We start from the raw sequence: 18451 nt of genomic DNA on the forward strand, positions 1-18451 counted from the left end.
TTACGGGGTATTTACAAAATGATGCGCAGGACCAGACAAACGGTTAAGTATGATGGAACGAAGCGGCTCCTCAATGCCCGTATCCGTTAACGCACCTGCCATACAAGACAACCATGCCTCTGCTCGCTCCTCCGTTACGGGAAACTTCATATGTCTCGCACGTAACATTGGATGACCATATGCATCAGAAAAAAGGGACGGTCCTCCAAAAAACTGGCTCAGGAACATAAACTGCTTTTCCTTAACCGGTTCCATGTCTTTAGGAAACAGGGGACTTAACAACGGATCTTTATAAACTCTCGGGTAGAAGGCCTCAATAATAGCACGAATACCTTCCGCGCCCCCAAGGTTGTCATAAATGCTCAGGCTAGGGTTCACTTTTCCTCCAACTTTCTGTGCTATGGTAATAAATATACACCCGTATTATAACAAAAAACAAAAAATGACGCTAAAAATAAGCGCCATTTTATCAATTTAACATATGAAGAGGATGTGCTTCGTTGCACATAGCTTCGTCATTCTATAAATACAATTAATAACTCCGCCAATCCTCTTCACCGGAATGGACGAGAGAGGCACGAATAACATACACAAAAGCACATACGAACAGACCGGCAACGATACTCATCCTGATCACTCCATCCTTAAGGTTATGGATCGTTGTTTTCCTATTTTAACATACTCTTTACAAAAATACAGCAACAAATGTAACCGTTTTCTTTATTTTTTTGTACTCTTTGTCCATCCCCGACATAGGTATAATAGTACAACTCCAAAGGAGGGGCCTCTATGTCGCTATACCGTCGTTACTCGCTTCCTCTGCTCATCCTTTCACTGCTATTCCTATTTATACTTATGGCTGTATACCCGCAATCTTCTCTGAATGCCGGGCTTCGGGGGCTTGCCATCTGGTGGGACGTGCTGTTTCCGTCTTTATTCCCGTTTTTCGTTATTTCCGAGCTTCTCCTCGGTTTCGGAATTGTTCATTTCATAGGTGCGCTGTTGGATCCGCTGATGCAGCCTCTATTCCGTGTACCTGGCTGTGGAGGTTTTGTCGCTGCGGTCAGCTGTGCATCCGGTTACCCGATTGGAGCTAAACTAACAGCCAAGCTGTGGGAGCAAAAATGGATCACACGCATTGAAGGAGAGCGTTTGGTCGCATTTACGACTTCCTCTGATCCGATATTCTTGATCGGTGCGGTTTCCGTTGGCTTCTTCCATCAACCAGAAATTGCACTCGTACTGGGCGCGGCTCATTATGGTGGTGTGCTCATCATCGGGCTACTTATGCGCTTCCACGGTTCCCGTTCAGGGGAAACAGATACTCGCAGCGACCGCCCTCAACCTACTCCAAAAGCCTGGTCGAAGTCCACAAATACAAAAGCTGCTGGTCGCAATAGACAGCCTGGACCCCTACGCCAAGCATTATATGCCATGCATACAGCTCGTTTGGAAGATGGTCGTCCATTGGGTGAGTTACTCCGTGAGGCGATTACTTCCTCCCTACGCCTTATTATTGTCGTAGGAGGGCTAGTTGTATTCTTCTGCGTCATTTTAGAAGCTTTGACGAACTCCGGTTTAATGAGCGGGCTTCATCTGCTTACGGCAAACCTCTTGACTGCATGTGGTCTTCCTCCTACGTTAACGGAGTCCATCGTGGGTGGTATTTTCGAAGTCACTTTAGGAGCGCAGGCCGCAGGTAAAGCCACGGCAGCGATACCATTCAAGGTAGCCGCAGCCGCTTTTGTGCTCTCCTGGGGCGGGCTATCGGTTCATGCGCAGGTTGCAAGTATTTTAAATATGACGGATCTTCGTTATATGCCATTTTTGTTGGCCCGGGCTGCGCACGGCTTCATCTCGGCACTGCTCGCTCTCGTGTTATGGCAGCCTCTGATGGGACAGGGAAGCTCTCCAGTCTTTTTTCCAATATACGACATCGTATGGTCCCCTGGCTTCTCGTCCGCCATGCTGTTGCAAAGTCTGCTGTTTCTTGGCTTTATACTGGCTGGAATGCTTAGTCTCTCATGGTTGAGTGTGGGTACCCGTCGCTTATACGTACGTTTGAGAAGAACACACAGGCAATGAACGATTGTGTTCTTGCTCATAATTGATTATGATCGATATATACCCATGACAAAGGAGCTTTTCATCTTGAGATATTATGTTCTGGATCGCGGGGATCAGCACTCCATGGACTTGAGTCAGCAATTTCACCGTCTTGCCCAAGAAAAGAATTTCAAGCTGGATGCCGAATCGCCGGAAATCGTCGTGTCTATTGGAGGCGATGGTACAATGCTTCATGCGTTTCATACCTTCATCGACCGCATTCCGGATATTGCCTTTGTTGGTGTACATACCGGTCATCTAGGCTTTTACGCCGATTGGCGTGCGGACGAGCTGGAGGAGCTAATCCACCTGATGAGCCAAAGCGGATCTGAGGGACCGCTTAACCCGAGAATCGTTAAGTATCCACTGATTGAGTTGGAAATTCACAAGAAATCAGGCAATGCTTCTTTTATTGCCTTGAATGAGTTTACGTTAAAAGGGGTGGATGGCACTGTCGTTGCCCAAGTAGATATTAACGATATCACCTTTGAAATGTTTCGCGGTGACGGTATATGTGTTTCTACCCCCTCAGGGACGACCGCCTATAATAAAGCACTTGGCGGAGCTATGGTTCATCCCACCATTGAAGCATTGCAATTGACTGAGATCGCTTCCATTAATAACCGCGTGTATCGGACACTAGGATCGCCATTGCTACTGCCCAAACATCATCATTGTGATATTTTTTCACGGAAAGATCAGCGTCTTTTATTGACAGTAGATCACCTGAACTTTCCTGTGGATGACTTAATCTCTGTTCGATGTCAGGTCGCAAGTCAGAAGATCAGCTTCGCTCGTTACCGTCCTTTCCCATTTTGGGATCGAGTACGCAACGCCTTTCTTAATTAGAACCTGTAAAAGAGCCGACTCTGGCTCTTTTTTTACAAACAAAACGGTTCCTGAAAATTCAGGAACCGTTTTGTTGTGGAGCAGTAAATGTTTTATTCTTTTTACTACCCTCAGTTTTTTCGGCTTTAGCAGCTGGATGGGTCTGACGCTGGCCCTCAGGTTCACGTGAGACACGAACTTGCCGTCCCTCCCGATTTTCCTTTGGTTGACGCTCATAGCGTGGTCCACGCGATTCCTTTTTATCGAAATTCCCTTGCTGATTGCGCTGTCTACGCGGTTCTCGAGTTTGCTGCCCTTCACCCGGATTGCGTCCATCCTTTGCTTCACGTGGTTCTCTTGGCTGGCGCGAATCACGTGCTTCACGTGGCTCACGTTGCCGATTTCCTTCACGTCCTTCTCTGGATGAACGACTTTCGCGAGCTTCACGCGGCTGTCGCTCACGTACTTCCTGGGCATCCTTCGGTTCCCGACGTTGCAACTCGCGTGGTTCTCGGAATTCTCGAGGCTGCTCCACTAGCGATTCCTCCGTAGCTGTGGAATCCTGTTGTGGTTGCGGCCACTCCTGTTCTCCAGCTATATGTTGCAATACTTCTTGCTGCTCTTCGGTTTCTAACGTTCCCGCTTGTTCCCTTTGAGCATCTACCAACTGCTGAATATCTGGAGCAACGATTTCATCATTGACGCCGTTTTTATTAACCACTTCACGGCTTTTTTGCAGCACAAAATAGGCACAGCCAAAATTGCAGTATTCATTAATGTAATCGTCCAGTACCCCTATAGATGTATCCTTATTTGCTTTGGGATGGCCGTCTCGATAAAAGCCCTTCAGACGCAGCTGATTGTAACCCCAATCACCAATAATGTAATCATAGCGATCCAGCACTTCACTATACCGATCACGAAACGCTTCGGGATTCCATCCGTTCTTGTGATCCTGCAACAATTCATAGTTTTTACCACCGATTTGAAACAAGCTATTCTGACCGCCTTTCCCGGATCAAGCCTGCGAAAGGGCGCTTTCTTCCTTATGCTGAGCGGCTGACTTCACCTGCTCATGCGCTTGGTAGGAGCTGCGGACCAACGGTCCAGATTCGACGTGGCTGAATCCCCGCTGTAATCCCTCTTCCTTTAACTTCGCAAAATCTTCCGGTGGATAATATTTTTGCACATATAAATGTTTCTCGGACGGCTGCAAATACTGACCAATTGTCAGAATGTCACAATCGACTTTACGCAGATCATCCATGGCTTGTAAGATCTCGTCCCACTCTTCTCCGACACCTAGCATGATGCTTGATTTCGTTGGAATAGCCGGATTTAATTGCTTCGCACGTTGAAGCAGCTCCAGAGAGCGACGGTATTTCGCTTTAGCCCGAACCTTGTCGGACATGCGCTCCACCGTTTCAATATTATGATTCAGAATATCTGGTTTGGCATCCATGACGATTCGCAGCGATTCAATATCGCCCATAAAATCGGGAATCAATACTTCTACACTGCACAAAGGTAACCGGCCGCGAATCGCACGAACCGTTTCTGCAAATATAGTAGCGCCCCCATCTTTTAAATCGTCGCGAGCCACACTGGTTACGACACAGTGCTTCAAATTCATGTTCCCAGCCGCTTCCGCGACGCGATCAGGCTCCTGCAAGTCAAGTTCCGTAGGCAATCCCGTATTTACTGCGCAAAAACGACACGCACGCGTACAAATATCACCCAAAATCATAAATGTAGCTGTCCTATTGGCCCAGCATTCATATATATTAGGGCATCGTGCCTCCTCACATACGGTATGTAATGTCTTGGAACGCATCATGCTCTTGATTTCTTGATAGTTATCGCCTGTCGTAAGTTTAATACGAATCCAGTCGGGCTTAGCTTCCTTCTCTTTTCTAGACAATGGCATAGACCTTCTTTCTGATAAGCTTAAGCTGTCATTGTCATACATTATAACATGAAAGCCATGGAAAAACCTCCATTCATTGTTCCCTTTTTGATATGACATTGATGCCGAAAAAAGTAAACTTTTTATATGGATAAAAGCGGCGGATATGGCTCAATCTAAACAAAAGCGCCCTATTCACGCTATTGAATAGGGTCTAGAATTTACTGGGCGGTTAAGCCCTTCTATAGGAGGTCGGTTCACGTGCCTTACCCTACGCGGACAGCCCGCGCTGTTCGTCTGTTATCGCTGCTGATATGCGCTGCTACACTGACAACGGCCTGTCCGCTTCCTGCCCATGCCTTTGCCAATCACTTACAATCCTCGTCCGCCGGAAGCAGCCTGACAGTTAATGTAGATGCTGAACATGCACAGTCTTCAATGTATATTTCCAGGCTTGCTTTATATCGTTCCATCGAAGCCCTGACAGGAGTCCCTTGGTACAGGCTGGCCGCCATCGACCAGTATGAACGTACACTTACGGTGGCTCATCCCAAAGATCGCAAGCATGCAGAACGGACCATAGGTATTTTCGTTACGGGACCGATCTGGTCCGGCTTGATGAACCCTGATTCGGAGGATCAAAATCCACGTTCCATAGAACTATTTTCCGGGCTGGGACAAGACGGTTCGGGTGATGGAATTGCTGACCGTAATAATGACAAGGATCTGCTGTTCAGCATCGCATCTTATCTCGGAAAGTATGGAAACAACGAGGATGAATTTGGTATTGCTGTTTGGGAATATTACCATAACAGCCGCGCAGTTCAAAGAGTTCAGCAGTTTGCCAAGCTGTATCGGACGTATGGCAAGCTGGATCTGGTCAGTCAAGCTTTCCCCCTTCCTTTAGGCAGCATTTATAGCTACCGCAGCACATGGGGAAGCCGTCGCAGCTGGGGGGGCTACCGTATACATGAAGGAACTGACCTGTTTGCTGGCTACGGAGTTCCAGTTCGCAGTACCTGCTACGGTGTAGTTGAAATGAAGGGCTGGAATCCCTTTGGAGGATGGCGCATCGGAATCCGAGATCTCAACAACCGCTATCACTACTATGCGCACCTTTCCGGCTTTGACAAAACCGTTCACAACGGAGACGTCGTTACACCTGGCCAGACGGTTGGCTGGGTCGGAAGCTCGGGCTATGGAAAACCTGGTACCCAAGGCAAGTTTCCACCGCATCTGCACTATGGTATATATCGGGACAATGGCTGGGCAGATTGGTCCTTTGACCCGTATCCATTATTAAGACAGTGGGAGCAGTCCGAACGCAAAGCGCTCAAAACAGGAAAGACAAAAGGGACCTCCTCATAGGGTCCCTTTTATTTTTCCAGAGCAACTCACGCCACTCCACTCTGCTCTATGGCGTTGGGGGCTGACTAGAGGAGTTTGGGTCTTCCTGTACCTCTGGAACACTTACTATGCTGGAATCTATAGCGCCGCTACTCTCTATGGAATGGGGAGGCAACGCCAACTGCGGAGCGGCTGCACCATTTTTACCTACTGGTTTTCCCTGATTGTCATAGTAGTACATCGGAACGTTGCCCACCACCAGCAAATAAGAAACGGGGATTTCCGTCTCCACAATCTGAGGTTGCATCTCAAACGGTATAACCACAGACACTTCCGTCGTAATCCGAATATACACTTCAACCAAGATCATGTTTATGCCCGCATCCTGTTGCCGCGTATTTAAATCCACCTTGATCGCTCCATGCGGCTCCACCTTTAGAGGAATCTTGGGGCCATAAGCTGCCAACAATGGACTGCCCAATGCCTGACCAATCGGAACGCTCTCATCAAAATGGCTCATGCTGTCCATCGTTGCCTTAACTGCTTTGAGCGTGTCTGACGTAATTTTCATATGCTCTGCATAATTCAGAACAAAGCCGGAGGTTCTTCCTTGTGCATCCGTTCTCCATTCGATCAAATTATCAGCTGTCTTCCCCTGCTCTACCTGTGCTGTAATTGCTGAATTAATAGCCTCCGTCGCCATTTGTTTGACCCGCACTTTTGCCAGATGCATCATAGGCGGCTTCAAATGCTGCTCCACATAAGCAGCCACCTGTATGATTCCTACCAGCAGCGCCAGTACCACAATCAAAAATACTCTACGTCTGCCGCGTCGCCTTCTGTTGGGCGCGCTGTGCCATTGCGGTCTTCTCATCATCCGATCCCCCCGCAGCGTTGAACTTACCCTACAAGGATATGCAAGGAAGGGACGAAAAAGAAGCCGCCCGTCCGGCAGCTCCTCTAGATGGAACAAATATATAATTGCAAATATAAGGTGCACTCATTATTTGAAAATATGGTCAATCTTTTCGATATCAGCCTGACTCAATTGGACATTTAGCGTCTTCAGATTCGCCAGCACCTGCTCCGGCCCCTTCGCCCCTGGAATGAGGGCATCAATCGAATCGCGGGTCAAATACCATGCGAGCACTACGTGAGCAACCTCTGCATTCAACGCATTGGCAATCTCCCGTACCTGCTCCACTTTGTCCAAATTAAGAGCAAATGTATCTCCCTGAAACAGTGGATTATTCGCTCTAATGTCCGTGAAGGTCATGTCTTTCGTATACTTACCACCCAGCAATCCTGAAGCTAGCGGGAAATAAGGCACAAACGAAATGCCATTTTCCTTGGTATAAGGCAGCAGATCCTTCTCAGCTTCCCGTTGAAACAAATTATATTGGGATTGGAGCACATCTACATAACCGTCGCTATTCGCATCCTTAAGTTGTTCAATGGAAAAGTTAGATACGCCAATAGCCTTGATTTTGCCTTCGTCCTTAAGCTTCTTCAGTTCTCCGACTGCTTCTGCCTTCGGCGTAGCTTCATCGGGGAAATGGATATAGAACAGATCGATATAATCGGTCTGCAATCTTTTCAGACTAGATTCGACGGATTCTCGTAAAAAAGCAGGCGAGTTGTCAAAAACAATCTCTCCGTTCACAAATTTGTGTGCACCCTTTGTGGCAATAACAGCTTTATCACGCTGACCACGCTCTTTCAATACCTCACCAATTAATCGTTCCGAGTGCTCAGGTCCATAAATAAAAGCCGTATCCAGAAAGTTGATGCCATTGTCCAAAGCTGTGCGAACGACTTCTTTGCCCGTTTCATTGTTCAAATCGGAAAAGAGATTATGTCCTCCCACCTTATTTGCACCCAAACCGATTGGTTTTACATATAAATCTGTTTTACCAAGACGCACTTGCTCTGCCAATTCACGTCATCTCCTTTTCGAAAGTTACTTCCATTTTATTATTAAATTCCAAAAAAGGCAAAGTGCGTACCTGGCTGCTGAGCCCCATCCTATTTTCTTTTTCGCTTCATACTACGAATGGTCGTTTTTGTGGCCTGATCCACCCGATATGATTCCGTGATTTTTTGCAGAGCTTTATTGAAAGTAAAATCATCCAATGTATTATGATTTAAATACGCCATCGTTGCCTCAGGCAGTTTGATATAACAGATCGATATCGCCCATGCTACCGCCATTTGTACATAATAATCCTCACGATGGGTCTGATCTAGCAGAGCAAACACCCGGTTCATATACTGTTCCTCAATATAAAAATTCAGAAGCATAACTACACCAAACCGAATTTCATATTCTTTCTTGGAGAGCAAGTAGGGTTGAATAAACTCCCACACCCGTTCTTTATGATGTTTGGTGATTTTCAATCCGGCACAGAAACTATCACATACGGACCAATTATCAATTTTAGGAACAAACTTGGCGGTATAACTCAAAACTTCCTCTATACCCGTTTTTACAGAACCAATCACCATGCCTTGCAGCATGACTTCTTCGAAGTGATCACTTTCAGCAGTCTCCAGATAGAGACGCCAATCCCCTTTGGCGATATTTTGAGCTAGCTTACGCAGCATTGGCAGACGTACACCCAGCACATTATTAATCGTCGGAAGCAATGCAGCCGTGAATTTCTGAAAATCCGCATCCACATATGACAGTATTTGTTCTCTGATTGTTTTCTCCATCGTTTCCACTCCCTGATTTTTAACGAAATGAGATACTCCACAAATAAATGGAGGCCACCGAACCATAAGGCGAATAGACTCGGCGGTACTCCTCGAATTGCTGCTTGGTCAATGTATCCAGATGGTACAACTTCATCATTCCCCGTCGAATAGCCATATCACCCCAACTGACGACATCTGGACGCTCCATGCAATTCATCAGCATCATTTCAGCCGTCCAAGGTCCTATCCCTTGCAGCGAGGACAATTTCTCGATCACCTGTGCATCGGAAAGCTCATATAATTTCTGTAAATCCAACAGGCCCTGCTCGATCGACTGGGCTATATTAAGGATACATGTGGCCTTTTTCATGGTGATGCCACAGCTTTGAATATCTAAAGCCGTCTGAACAGCTATATTTTGTGGAGTGATCACGCCTAACTTCTCCTGCATCCTTGCCCATATGGTTTGAACCGCCTTGGCCGATATAAGCTGTCCCACAATCGCATGAACGAGCGCCGCAAACAGGTCGGGAATGATCACCCGTTCTACCTTGCCCAATTGCGTCATCGCTGCACCAAGTACGGTATCTACGTTTTTTAGATAATTGATTTCCTTTTCCCCATAGTCAAAGTTTTTGGTCATTACAGTTTGCATTCGTTCTCCCGCTGCCCCCTTATATGGTCTACTCTTGATTCAATGGCATAGACTGCTGTTGCATCAAGGTTCGAATCCTTCTTTGCTCACGTAGAGCTGTTCTTTCGGGAAAACATGGAGAAAACGTTCATAAACCGTCTTATAGGCAGCAGGATGATACCATTCTTCCAGCCCCAATGACTCGTACAGCGCACCTATTTTTAAGCTACGCGTTCGTCTCCCCCCACTGCCATCTCCCATAAAATAATCATCAATACAGACACGGTTGACCAGAGGCACGAGCTTGTCTGCAAAATGTTCACTGCTTGGAAGCATCGGAGCAATCGTAGCTTGCGTCGGTACACCTGCCTCCTTTAAGAGATGCAGCGTTTGGAGACGAGCCTGGATGGGAGGAGCTTCGGGGGTAAAATGTTTGCGTATATCTTCTCGATCTGTTTCTACAGTCATACTTACACGAACACGATCCCCCAATCGGAGCAGTAAATCGGTATCCCGCCGTACCAGTGGACTGCGCGTCTGTAAAAAGAGAAAATCTGGTGGCTCATCCACCATCACCTCCAGCAGAGACCGGGTCACCTCTTCCTTGTACTCAGCAGGCTGATAAGGATCTGTGCTTGACGACATGAAAATCGTGACTTTACCTTTGGATTTGGCTCTACGAAGTTCCTTGCGAAGAATATCTGCCGCCTGATTTTTAATATCAACCCATGTCCCCCACGCTTCCTTCCGAAATGTGGAGACTGGCAATTGGCGTACATAGCAATACGAGCAACCAAAGGTACAACCTGTATACGGGTTCAACGAGTGTGTATACCCTGACAAGAAGCCGGTCCCTTTATTCAGAAGTGTCTTTGGGGATTTGTAATACTCATTTTTCATACTGAACCAACGCCACTCTTTCCTTTTCGAGCTGCAAAAGCTTAACCTTCATGTCCAAACCACCACGATATCCGGTCATAGCTCCATTTTTACCAATGACCCGATGACAAGGGACCGTAACCAAAATCGGATTAGCACCGATGGCGGCCCCCACCGCACGAACAGAGGCTGGTTTTTGAATAGCGTTGGCAATATCTGAATAGGATAGTGTTTCCCCATACGGAATATCACACAACGCATTCCAAACCGCCAGCTGGAATGCAGTCCCCTGAAAGTCAAAGGGCAATGTAAATTGGGTGCGCTCCCCTTGGAAATATTCAATCAGCTCCTTGGCATAGGGCTGTAAAGCGGCATCCTCTTCAACTAAAGGGCTACCGGGAAATCGACTTCCTGCCCATGAAAACAATTCCTCTACAGGATGATTGGGCGAGCCCACATAACATAATCCTTCCGATGTAGCTGCAATATATAAATTCCAATCCTCATGTGTCAACAATGACCAATAGATCGTTTTATTTATTTGATGTGCCATGCTGTGTACCTCCATTTTATGTTGCTTTCGATTTGAGTTGGCGATATTGCAATGGGGTGTAGCCTGTATTCTTTTTAAATAACGTAATAAAGTAAGGTGCATTGGACAGACCTACGTTCTCCCCCACTTCCGCAACAGATATATCTGAGCAGATGAGCAGCTCCTTCGCTTGTTCCAACCTGGTCTGCTGTATATATTCCATCGGGGTTAGATGCATGACCCGCTTGAAGGTACGATGTAAATGATACGGACTTCCATGACTTATCTCAGCTAGGATGTGCAATGTTAAGTCCTTCATATAGTTAGAATTCACGTATTCTGTAACCCGTGCGATCCATTCATGATCAGGCAATCGTTGTCCTGTCGGTTTACACCTTTTGCATGGACGGAAATGCTCAGCCAATGCCTGTTCCGCTGTTTTAAATATACGGATGTTCTCTCTTTTGGGAGGTCGGGATTTGCAGGAGGGGCGACAAAATATTCCCGTTGTCTTCACGGCGTACAAAAATATCCCGTCATAAGACTTGTCGTTTTCTACGATAGCTCTCCACTTGTCGTCAGTTATGGATAAATCGGATGTACTCATTCAAATCACCTCTCTGATGCAAATGTGACCTCCCACATATCTATGGCAGGATTATTCAAAATCCCTCTGTCTAAATTATAAACTAAATAGTGAACATATGTACCCTTCTTGGAATGTAAAGGCAAGATAACGAAAAAAAGATGACTCCCCGCGGAGCCACCTTTGATCTTACTTCTCTATCTTATTAGGCTTGAAGCTTGCTTGGTTTAGCGGTGATCGTCAACTCATCTGAAGGAGGCTGATATTCCTTTGACCAGTAATCGGCATTTGAAATCCCTGCCTTCTTCGGATCAAATACCGGGTCTATCCCTTGCCTCCGTTGCCGTTCGTAATCCTTAAGCACCAGAAGCGCAGGCTTGGCCAGGAGGATCATAGCAATCAGATTCACCCACATCATAATACCGACCCCCACATCCCCCAGTGTCCACGCCAACGCAGATTCCTTGACAACCGTTCCATAGAATGTCGAACCCAGAATAACCAGCTTTAACAGGAACATAGGCCATTTGGCTTTACGATCGGCAATCAGGTAGGCCATATTCGTTTCAGCGATATAATAATAGGCGATAATGGTGGTAAAGGCGAAAAAGAACAATGTAATGGACAAAAGACTCGACCCAAAACCCGGAAATACCGATTCGATGGCAGATTGTGTATATTGAGTTCCTTCTTCAACACCCGGAAGATGCTGCACAATATAGCCCCCACCTGGTCCCTTCACATTGTACATCCCTGTAAACAAGACCATGAAAGCCGTAGACGTACAGACTAAAAAGGTATCTACATATACAGAAAATGCTTGAACCAGTCCTTGCTTTGCCGGATGAGACACTTCTGCGGCGGCGGCTGGATGGGCACCAGAGCCTTGTCCTGCTTCATTCGAATAAATGCCTCGTTTTACCCCCCAGGCAATGGCTGTCCCTGCTATACCACCGAACACTGAATCGATACCGAAGGCACTGCGAAAAATAAGGGCAAATACATCGGGAAGCGCAGTAATGTTCGTCATCATAATATAGAAAGAGACAAGGATGTAGCCAAGTGCCATAAAGGGTATGACTACCTGTGCCACATTGGCAATTCTTTTTACACCACCAAATATGATAAGCGCCAGCAACACCACAACTACTATCCCGGAAACCTTCATATCCATACCAAACGAACTATGAAAAGCTACCGCAATCGAATTCGATTGAGTTCCCGGCAACAGTAAACACATAGCGACCAACGCTACAACTGCGAAAATAACCGCAAACCATTTTAAGCCTGTCCCTTTTTCAATATAAAAGGCCGGGCCGCCTCGATACTGACCATCACGCTTTACCTTATAGATCTGAGCCAGTGTAGATTCAACAAACGCAGTGGCCGATCCGATAAAAGCCATGACCCACATCCAAAATATTGCCCCGGGTCCTCCCATACCGACTGCCAGTGCAATCCCCGCAATATTCCCCGTTCCTACACGTCCTGATAACGCCATCGTAAAGGCCTGAAATGAGGATACACCTGCCTCAGAACTTTTCCCTTTAAAGACAAGGCGAATCATCTCTTTGAAATGTCTGATTTGCAGAAATCGAGTCATAATTGAAAATAATAGCCCCACGCTCAAACAGACATATACCACAGGATTGCTCCAAATGACGCCATTTACTGCCTCTGCCCACTTCTCTAACATTCCTTGCATTTCCCCCTGATCCATCAATTCATATTCAGTTAATGTTTTCAGAAAATTTTTCATATTTACAAGAAATTATAGAATAGTTTTTACAACCGTACAAGCTAATTTAATTGACATATTGTCAATTACAAATCGACTTATCTGCTACCTGAAAGGACGACAAAAAAGCTCTGATGATCCGGGAATATGGATCATCAGAGCCTTGTCCTTAAGACATTTAGGCAATGCTTTCTTTCTCATTCAGAGCGCTAGACAGTTTCAACAGCGGGGCCTGCTCCGTTACCTCTCCTTGAGCGATTGGAAGGACTTCAGTATATTCGGAAGAATTCGTAATGATAACTGGCGTAATCGTAGGATAACCCTCTGCCCTGATTTGCTCAACATCAAACTCAAGCAGTAGGTCCCCAGCTTTCACCTGATCGCCTTCTTTGATATGGGACGTAAAATGTTTACCGTCCAGCTTGACCGTATCTACTCCGACGTGAATCAGAACTTCTGCGCCATGATGCGAAACAACTGCAAGCGCATGTTTTTTCTTGAACGCCACGGTGATGGTTCCATCGAACGGGGCTACGACTCTGCCCGTTGTCGGTTGGATGGCGATACCTTTACCCATAGCTTCCGAAGCAAATGCTGGATCGGGAACCTCCGACAGAGCGACCACCGTTCCTTCAATCGGGCTGAGTACCTCTTCATTAGAAACTGCAACTGTAGATGTCGATTCTTTAGCCGAATTGTTAGTAGTTTCCTCTTCTTCAACTGGATCTTCAAAACCTAAAATATAAGTCAAAATGGCCGACACCAGGAATGAAACGGTAATCCCTAAAATCAATCCTGGGAAGCCTTGTCCGCCAGGACCGTAAAAGATCGGCAAGGTCAGCAATCCAGGTGCGCCGGAGGCAAATGCTTGCGTTCCCGCTTGACCGATAATGGCACCACCGACAGCACCACCGATAATACCTGCAATAAACGGACGTTTCAACGGCAGCGTAACCCCATAAACTGCTGGCTCCGTGATGCCGAACAAAGCGGTAAGTGTAGCGGAACCCGCTAGTGTTTTCAGCTTTTTATTTTTCGTTTTCAGCATAACACCGAACGAAGCGCCGGTTTGAGCAAAGATGGATGCCGCAGCGGAAGGTTTGATCCCGTCTCTGCCATTAACAGCAATATTATTAATGAATACAGGTACAAGACCCCAGTGAACACCGAAAATAACGAGCAACTGCCAGCAAGCACCAAGAATTGCTCCAGCCAGCAGCGGACTAAAGCTGAACGCAGCAACGAGCGCGGTAGCGATTGCGTTGCCCACATACACCCCGACTGGACCAAAAACCATCAGGGTCAGAGGAAGCATAATTACAAGTAGAATCAAAGGTGTAATAAAGTTTTTGACACTCTCATGGATCACGCGATTGCACCATTTTTCCAGCTTACTCATGACGATAACGGCTAAAATTATCGGAATAACGGTAGATGAATAACTCATCATCACAATAGGAATACCGAAAAAGTCTGTAGGTGTACCTTCTGTTTTCAACGTGACAATGGTCGGGTAAAGCAGCCCTCCGGCGATGGTCAGAGCAACGAAGATATTACCTCCAAATTTCCGTGCCGTTGTAACCGCTAACAAGAGCGGCAGGAAATAAAACAAGCTGTCAGCCGCAGCATACAAAATCATATAAGTAGTGTCTTTCGGAACCAACCAGCCGAGGTTACTCGCAATCAGCAGTAGACCTTTCAAAATACCGGACCCCGCCATAACTCCGAGCAACGGTGCAAAAATACTGGAAATTACGTCGATTACAGCGCCAAACCCTTTCTTGCCTTTAGCTGAATGATCTTCTTTTCCAGTTTCATTTAAAATGTTGGATACTTGGCCGATGGCATTATACACTTCTGGTACTTTGTTGCCGACCACAACCTGGAACTGGCCACCGCTCTGCTTGACCGTAATAATTCCATCAGTTTTCTCCAGCTTTGCCTTGTCTGCTTTCGCCTCATCTTTTAGTACAAAACGCAGGCGCGTGGCGCAGTGTACGAGCGATACTACATTTTTTTCGCCGCCTACCAGGTGCACAATTTCTTTAGCCAGTTGTTCATAACTCATGATGGACACCTCCATGTTCTAAGGGGCTTTTTACCATATTTAGGCACACAAAAAACCTAAGCCTTGAAAAATGGTGGGCACTTGAGTCCCGCAATTTTTCATGACTTAGGTTTTGCCTGCATAACCAGTAACAATCCCAGTTAAAAATTATTAAATTCCTGTTACTCACATAATACATTTAATCTACCATATTTGTCAACAAAAACATTTTAAATATATTTTTGATTCTTTTTTACTAAAAAAGTTCAACTTATCTGTTCACCACTCGTTCAATATGCACAGTCAAATACAGCTTTTCTTCGTTCGTCAATTCGTGATTGTATTCTTTTTTTACAAAGGTTCCGATTTTCTCAGTACAAGCAGCTGCTTCCTTGTGCTTTTCCTTAATCATGTCATACAAATGGTCATAGTTATTTTCATAGTGATTTCCCTTAAATACGCGCTGGGCAAAAAATTTCAGATGCGTAATAAAGCGGAAATAACTCAAAGAATCCTCGTCAAAATCAACCTTAAAATGGTACTTTGCGATATTGATAATTTGCTGGATAAACTTCGTGATACTCATGGTTGTAATGACTTCCTCGTTCATTTCAGCATTTACGATGTGAAGGGCAATATAAGCTGCTTCATCTACAGGCAGTTCAATATCGAGCTTTTGTTTGATTTGTTCCAGCGTTTTCAGACCTATCGCAAATTCTTCTTTGTATAGCTGTTTGATTTCCCACAACAACGCGTTTTTAATTTCCAATCCTTCCCGGTATCTTTCAACAGCGAAATTGATATGATCGGTCAGCGAAACATAAATATTTTCGTTCAGCTTTCTATTCAGATTATGCTTGGCGTCATTTATGACTTCCTCTACAATCATGATCAAATCAAGCGGTACCTCACGTAACAGCATTTTAAAGTTATCGGACGTCTGTTTGTTTTTCAGAGCAAATACCTTCTGAATTCTGGTTTCGTCTACTTTGTCTCCAGGCTTTTTCTTAAAAGCAATCCCCCGCCCCATCACCACGAGTTCGGTACCGTCCGTCTGGTAGACGCTGATTACATTGTTGTTGATGACCTTTGCTATGTTCATCTTGATCCCCCGTTCCATATGCCAGCAAGAGCCACACTTGCTCCATCCTATTTATTGTAAACAGAAAAAAACCGAAGCACGCCAAATAAACAAGACTGTAACATCTTCTTATTTGTGGCTTAGGTTTTGCCTGCTACGCAGTAACAATCCTAAAAATGATGGAATTGCGTCAAGTATAGCCCGAAGAGGAACGATTGTCAACGCTTTCAATGAAGAAACGAAGATCGGAAATCCCCGTGGGCCCGGGATGTCCGATCCTATTACTTGTGGTACGATTATTCGCCCAGATTTTCTCCGTCGGAATGAATTACGTTTTTGTACCAGTGGAAGCTTTTCTTTTTAATCCGTTTCAACGAACCTTCGCCTTCGTTGTCGCGGTCCACATAAATATAACCGTAACGTTTTTTCATCTCTCCAGAGGAAGCGCTGACAATGTCAATAGGTCCCCAACTTGTGTAACCGATAATTTCGACTCCGTCTTGAAGAGCCTCACCCATTTCGGCAATATGCCGCTTGAGATAGTCGATCCGGTAATCGTCGTTAACTTCTCCTTCAGGCGAAACCACATCATTGGCACCAAAACCGTTTTCCACTACGAACAGAGGCTTTTGGTAACGATCATGCAATTGGTTGGCTGTGATGCGGAATCCTTTGGGATCGATCGTCCAGCCCCATTCGGACTTATCCAAATATGGATTGGCTACGGAGCCGAATACATTACCACTGGTCATATTCTTGACGATTTCCGGGTCTGTGCTGGTCGTCCGGCTTGAATAATAGCTGAATCCGATATAGTCAACGGTGTGATCTTTCAGAATGGCTGCGTCGCCTGATTCCATCTCAATGTTTAATCCATGATCCTTAAAGAAGCGCTTCGCATAACCAGGATATTCGCCGCGTGACTGAACATCAATGAAGAAGTAGGACTCGCGGTCTTTTTCCATGCCCTGATATACATCTTCGGGATTACATGTATACGGATAGAAGCTGCCGGCAGCAAGCATACAGCCAATCTTCGCATCTGGGATAATCTCGTGACACGCTTTTACAGCCAGCGCACTTGCAACAAGCTGATGATGTGCAGCCTGGTACTGAATTTGTTTAACGTTTTCACCTTCTTGAAAAACAAGACCGGCGCCGAGAAACGGCAAATGGAGAAGCATGTTAATCTCGTTAAATGTCATCCAGTACTTCACTTTATCCTTATAGCGGGTGAATACTGTTTTGGCATAGGTTTCAAACAGACCTACCAGCTTCCGGCTCCGCCAGCTTCCATACTTCTCGACCAGATCCACTGGCACGTCAAAATGAGCGAGAGTAACGACTGGCTGAATGCCATGTTTATGCAACTCGTCGAACAAATCATCGTAGAATTGCAAACCTGCTTCATTGGGAGTAGCGTCTTCTCCTGTTGGAAAAATACGAGCCCAGGCAATGGAAACACGCAGCGCCTTAAATCCCATTTCTGCAAATAGCGCGATATCCTCACGATAGTGATGATAGAAATCAATGGCTTGGTGGGAAGGATAGAATTCGCTTTCAAGTGGAGTCAGTGAAGGAACATTCCCTTTCATTATGCTTCTTCTCTTCTCTCCGGTAGGCAGCAGATCCACCAGACTCAATCCTTTACCATCTTCCAAATAAGCGCCCTCAGCCTGATTGGCAGCAAGAGCACCGCCCCATAAAAAGTCTTTAGGAAAAATATAACTGGACATAAACATTCTCCTTCCAAATGTGTAATAAAAGGGGTAGCGAAGGGTGACAGACAATAAAAAAACCCAAACCAGCCTGTGTACACTTACCGTGTAAACAAGCCAATTCAGGTTATGCCCTATCGGTAACATCCCATGAAAAGGTTATACGTATTTGTTTGAAACTCTAACAAAGATTTGGGAACCTGTCAAATTCATTTGATATAATAACACGCAGCCCCTGTGGGTTATATCATACAACAGCATGATTTCAAATGCCTATTGGGTAGTGAATTGAACCATGAAGGAAACCCCAGATAAACGACTTTACGAAAGATACCTGGCTGTTCGTCTTTGT

Annotated in this window: 17 protein-coding genes; 3 read left to right on the forward strand and 14 right to left on the reverse strand. The window is 45.7% G+C overall.

Annotated elements, in window-relative coordinates; translation table 11 throughout:
- A complete protein-coding gene (locus MKY75_RS20235; RefSeq protein WP_029518198.1) occupies positions 1–378 on the reverse strand; it encodes a globin domain-containing protein in 378 nt (125 codons plus the stop codon).
- Between the two features lie 411 nt (positions 379–789).
- On the opposite strand from MKY75_RS20235, the gene ylbJ reads away from it, so the two are divergent.
- Complete coding sequence (gene ylbJ, locus MKY75_RS20240; RefSeq protein ID WP_340886357.1) at positions 790–2085, forward strand: sporulation integral membrane protein YlbJ; 1296 nt, start codon at positions 790–792, stop codon at positions 2083–2085.
- A gap of 66 nt (positions 2086–2151) precedes the next feature.
- Complete coding sequence (locus tag MKY75_RS20245; protein WP_013372943.1) at positions 2152–2955, forward strand: NAD kinase; 804 nt, start codon at positions 2152–2154, stop codon at positions 2953–2955.
- Between the two features lie 58 nt (positions 2956–3013).
- Here the strand turns inward: MKY75_RS20245 and MKY75_RS20250 are convergent, their stop codons facing one another.
- Complete coding sequence (locus MKY75_RS20250) at positions 3014–3928, reverse strand: YutD family protein (RefSeq protein WP_165148477.1); 915 nt, start codon at positions 3926–3928, stop codon at positions 3014–3016.
- A gap of 24 nt (positions 3929–3952) precedes the next feature.
- Positions 3953–4855 (reverse strand): lipoyl synthase, encoded by a 903-nt coding sequence (gene lipA, locus MKY75_RS20255; RefSeq protein ID WP_029518195.1) that lies wholly within the window; start codon positions 4853–4855, stop codon positions 3953–3955.
- A gap of 246 nt (positions 4856–5101) precedes the next feature.
- Between lipA and MKY75_RS20260 the strand changes: the two genes are divergently transcribed.
- Positions 5102–6208 carry a M23 family metallopeptidase gene (locus tag MKY75_RS20260; protein WP_039272724.1) on the forward strand — a complete coding sequence of 369 codons (1107 nt, stop codon included), beginning with the start codon at positions 5102–5104 and terminating at the stop codon, positions 6206–6208.
- Between the two features lie 46 nt (positions 6209–6254).
- Here MKY75_RS20260 and yunB read toward each other — a convergent pair whose 3' ends face one another.
- From yunB to MKY75_RS20315, 11 genes are all read right to left on the reverse strand, one after another.
- Complete coding sequence (gene yunB, locus MKY75_RS20265; protein WP_165148474.1) at positions 6255–7064, reverse strand: sporulation protein YunB; 810 nt, start codon at positions 7062–7064, stop codon at positions 6255–6257.
- Between the two features lie 126 nt (positions 7065–7190).
- Positions 7191–8123: an aldo/keto reductase gene (locus MKY75_RS20270; RefSeq protein ID WP_165148471.1), complete on the reverse strand. Its 933-nt coding sequence runs from the start codon at positions 8121–8123 to the stop codon at positions 7191–7193.
- A gap of 89 nt (positions 8124–8212) precedes the next feature.
- The gene (locus tag MKY75_RS20275; RefSeq protein ID WP_340886360.1) at positions 8213–8902 is read right to left on the reverse strand and encodes a DNA alkylation repair protein; all 690 of its coding nucleotides are present in this window, start codon (positions 8900–8902) and stop codon (positions 8213–8215) included.
- A 19-nt stretch (positions 8903–8921) separates the two neighbouring features.
- Positions 8922–9539 carry a DNA-3-methyladenine glycosylase family protein gene (locus MKY75_RS20280; protein WP_340886362.1) on the reverse strand — a complete coding sequence of 206 codons (618 nt, stop codon included), beginning with the start codon at positions 9537–9539 and terminating at the stop codon, positions 8922–8924.
- Positions 9540–9602: 63 nt separating this feature from the next.
- A complete protein-coding gene (locus tag MKY75_RS20285) occupies positions 9603–10418 on the reverse strand; it encodes an SPL family radical SAM protein (protein WP_165148462.1) in 816 nt (271 codons plus the stop codon).
- Positions 10408–10950 (reverse strand): methylated-DNA--[protein]-cysteine S-methyltransferase, encoded by a 543-nt coding sequence (locus MKY75_RS20290; protein WP_029518188.1) that lies wholly within the window; start codon positions 10948–10950, stop codon positions 10408–10410. The genes MKY75_RS20285 and MKY75_RS20290 overlap by 11 nt, the downstream gene beginning before the upstream one ends.
- 16 nt (positions 10951–10966) lie before the next feature.
- Positions 10967–11536 carry a bifunctional transcriptional activator/DNA repair enzyme AdaA gene (locus MKY75_RS20295; RefSeq protein ID WP_039272725.1) on the reverse strand — a complete coding sequence of 190 codons (570 nt, stop codon included), beginning with the start codon at positions 11534–11536 and terminating at the stop codon, positions 10967–10969.
- A 184-nt stretch (positions 11537–11720) separates the two neighbouring features.
- The gene (locus MKY75_RS20300) at positions 11721–13211 is read right to left on the reverse strand and encodes an alanine/glycine:cation symporter family protein (RefSeq protein ID WP_029518187.1); all 1491 of its coding nucleotides are present in this window, start codon (positions 13209–13211) and stop codon (positions 11721–11723) included.
- A 220-nt stretch (positions 13212–13431) separates the two neighbouring features.
- Positions 13432–15321: a beta-glucoside-specific PTS transporter subunit IIABC gene (locus MKY75_RS20305; protein ID WP_029518186.1), complete on the reverse strand. Its 1890-nt coding sequence runs from the start codon at positions 15319–15321 to the stop codon at positions 13432–13434.
- A 250-nt stretch (positions 15322–15571) separates the two neighbouring features.
- The gene (gene licT / locus MKY75_RS20310) at positions 15572–16402 is read right to left on the reverse strand and encodes a BglG family transcription antiterminator LicT (protein ID WP_029518185.1); all 831 of its coding nucleotides are present in this window, start codon (positions 16400–16402) and stop codon (positions 15572–15574) included.
- Between the two features lie 275 nt (positions 16403–16677).
- Positions 16678–18117, reverse strand: coding sequence for a 6-phospho-beta-glucosidase (locus MKY75_RS20315; protein ID WP_029518184.1), 1440 nt, complete (start codon positions 18115–18117; stop codon positions 16678–16680).
- Positions 18118–18451 lie beyond the last annotated feature (334 nt).

Origin of the sequence: Paenibacillus sp. FSL L8-0663 (genome assembly GCF_038008125.1) — a bacterium.
GTDB lineage: Bacteria > Bacillota > Bacilli > Paenibacillales > Paenibacillaceae > Paenibacillus > Paenibacillus polymyxa_D.

Coding starts and splice junctions, on each gene's coding strand:
- MKY75_RS20305 (WP_029518186.1), bottom strand. CDS start 15,321: ATGAGTTATGAACAACTGGCTAAAGAAATTGTGCACCTGGTAGGCGGC.
- MKY75_RS20300 (WP_029518187.1), bottom strand. CDS start 13,211: ATGTTAGAGAAGTGGGCAGAGGCAGTAAATGGCGTCATTTGGAGCAAT.
- yunB (WP_165148474.1), bottom strand. CDS start 7,064: ATGATGAGAAGACCGCAATGGCACAGCGCGCCCAACAGAAGGCGACGC.
- licT (WP_029518185.1), bottom strand. CDS start 16,402: ATGAACATAGCAAAGGTCATCAACAACAATGTAATCAGCGTCTACCAG.
- ylbJ (WP_340886357.1), top strand. CDS start 790: ATGTCGCTATACCGTCGTTACTCGCTTCCTCTGCTCATCCTTTCACTG.
- MKY75_RS20295 (WP_039272725.1), bottom strand. CDS start 11,536: ATGAGTACATCCGATTTATCCATAACTGACGACAAGTGGAGAGCTATC.
- MKY75_RS20275 (WP_340886360.1), bottom strand. CDS start 8,902: ATGGAGAAAACAATCAGAGAACAAATACTGTCATATGTGGATGCGGAT.
- MKY75_RS20315 (WP_029518184.1), bottom strand. CDS start 18,117: ATGTCCAGTTATATTTTTCCTAAAGACTTTTTATGGGGCGGTGCTCTT.
- MKY75_RS20285 (WP_165148462.1), bottom strand. CDS start 10,418: ATGAAAAATGAGTATTACAAATCCCCAAAGACACTTCTGAATAAAGGG.
- MKY75_RS20280 (WP_340886362.1), bottom strand. CDS start 9,539: ATGCAAACTGTAATGACCAAAAACTTTGACTATGGGGAAAAGGAAATC.
- MKY75_RS20290 (WP_029518188.1), bottom strand. CDS start 10,950: ATGGCACATCAAATAAATAAAACGATCTATTGGTCATTGTTGACACAT.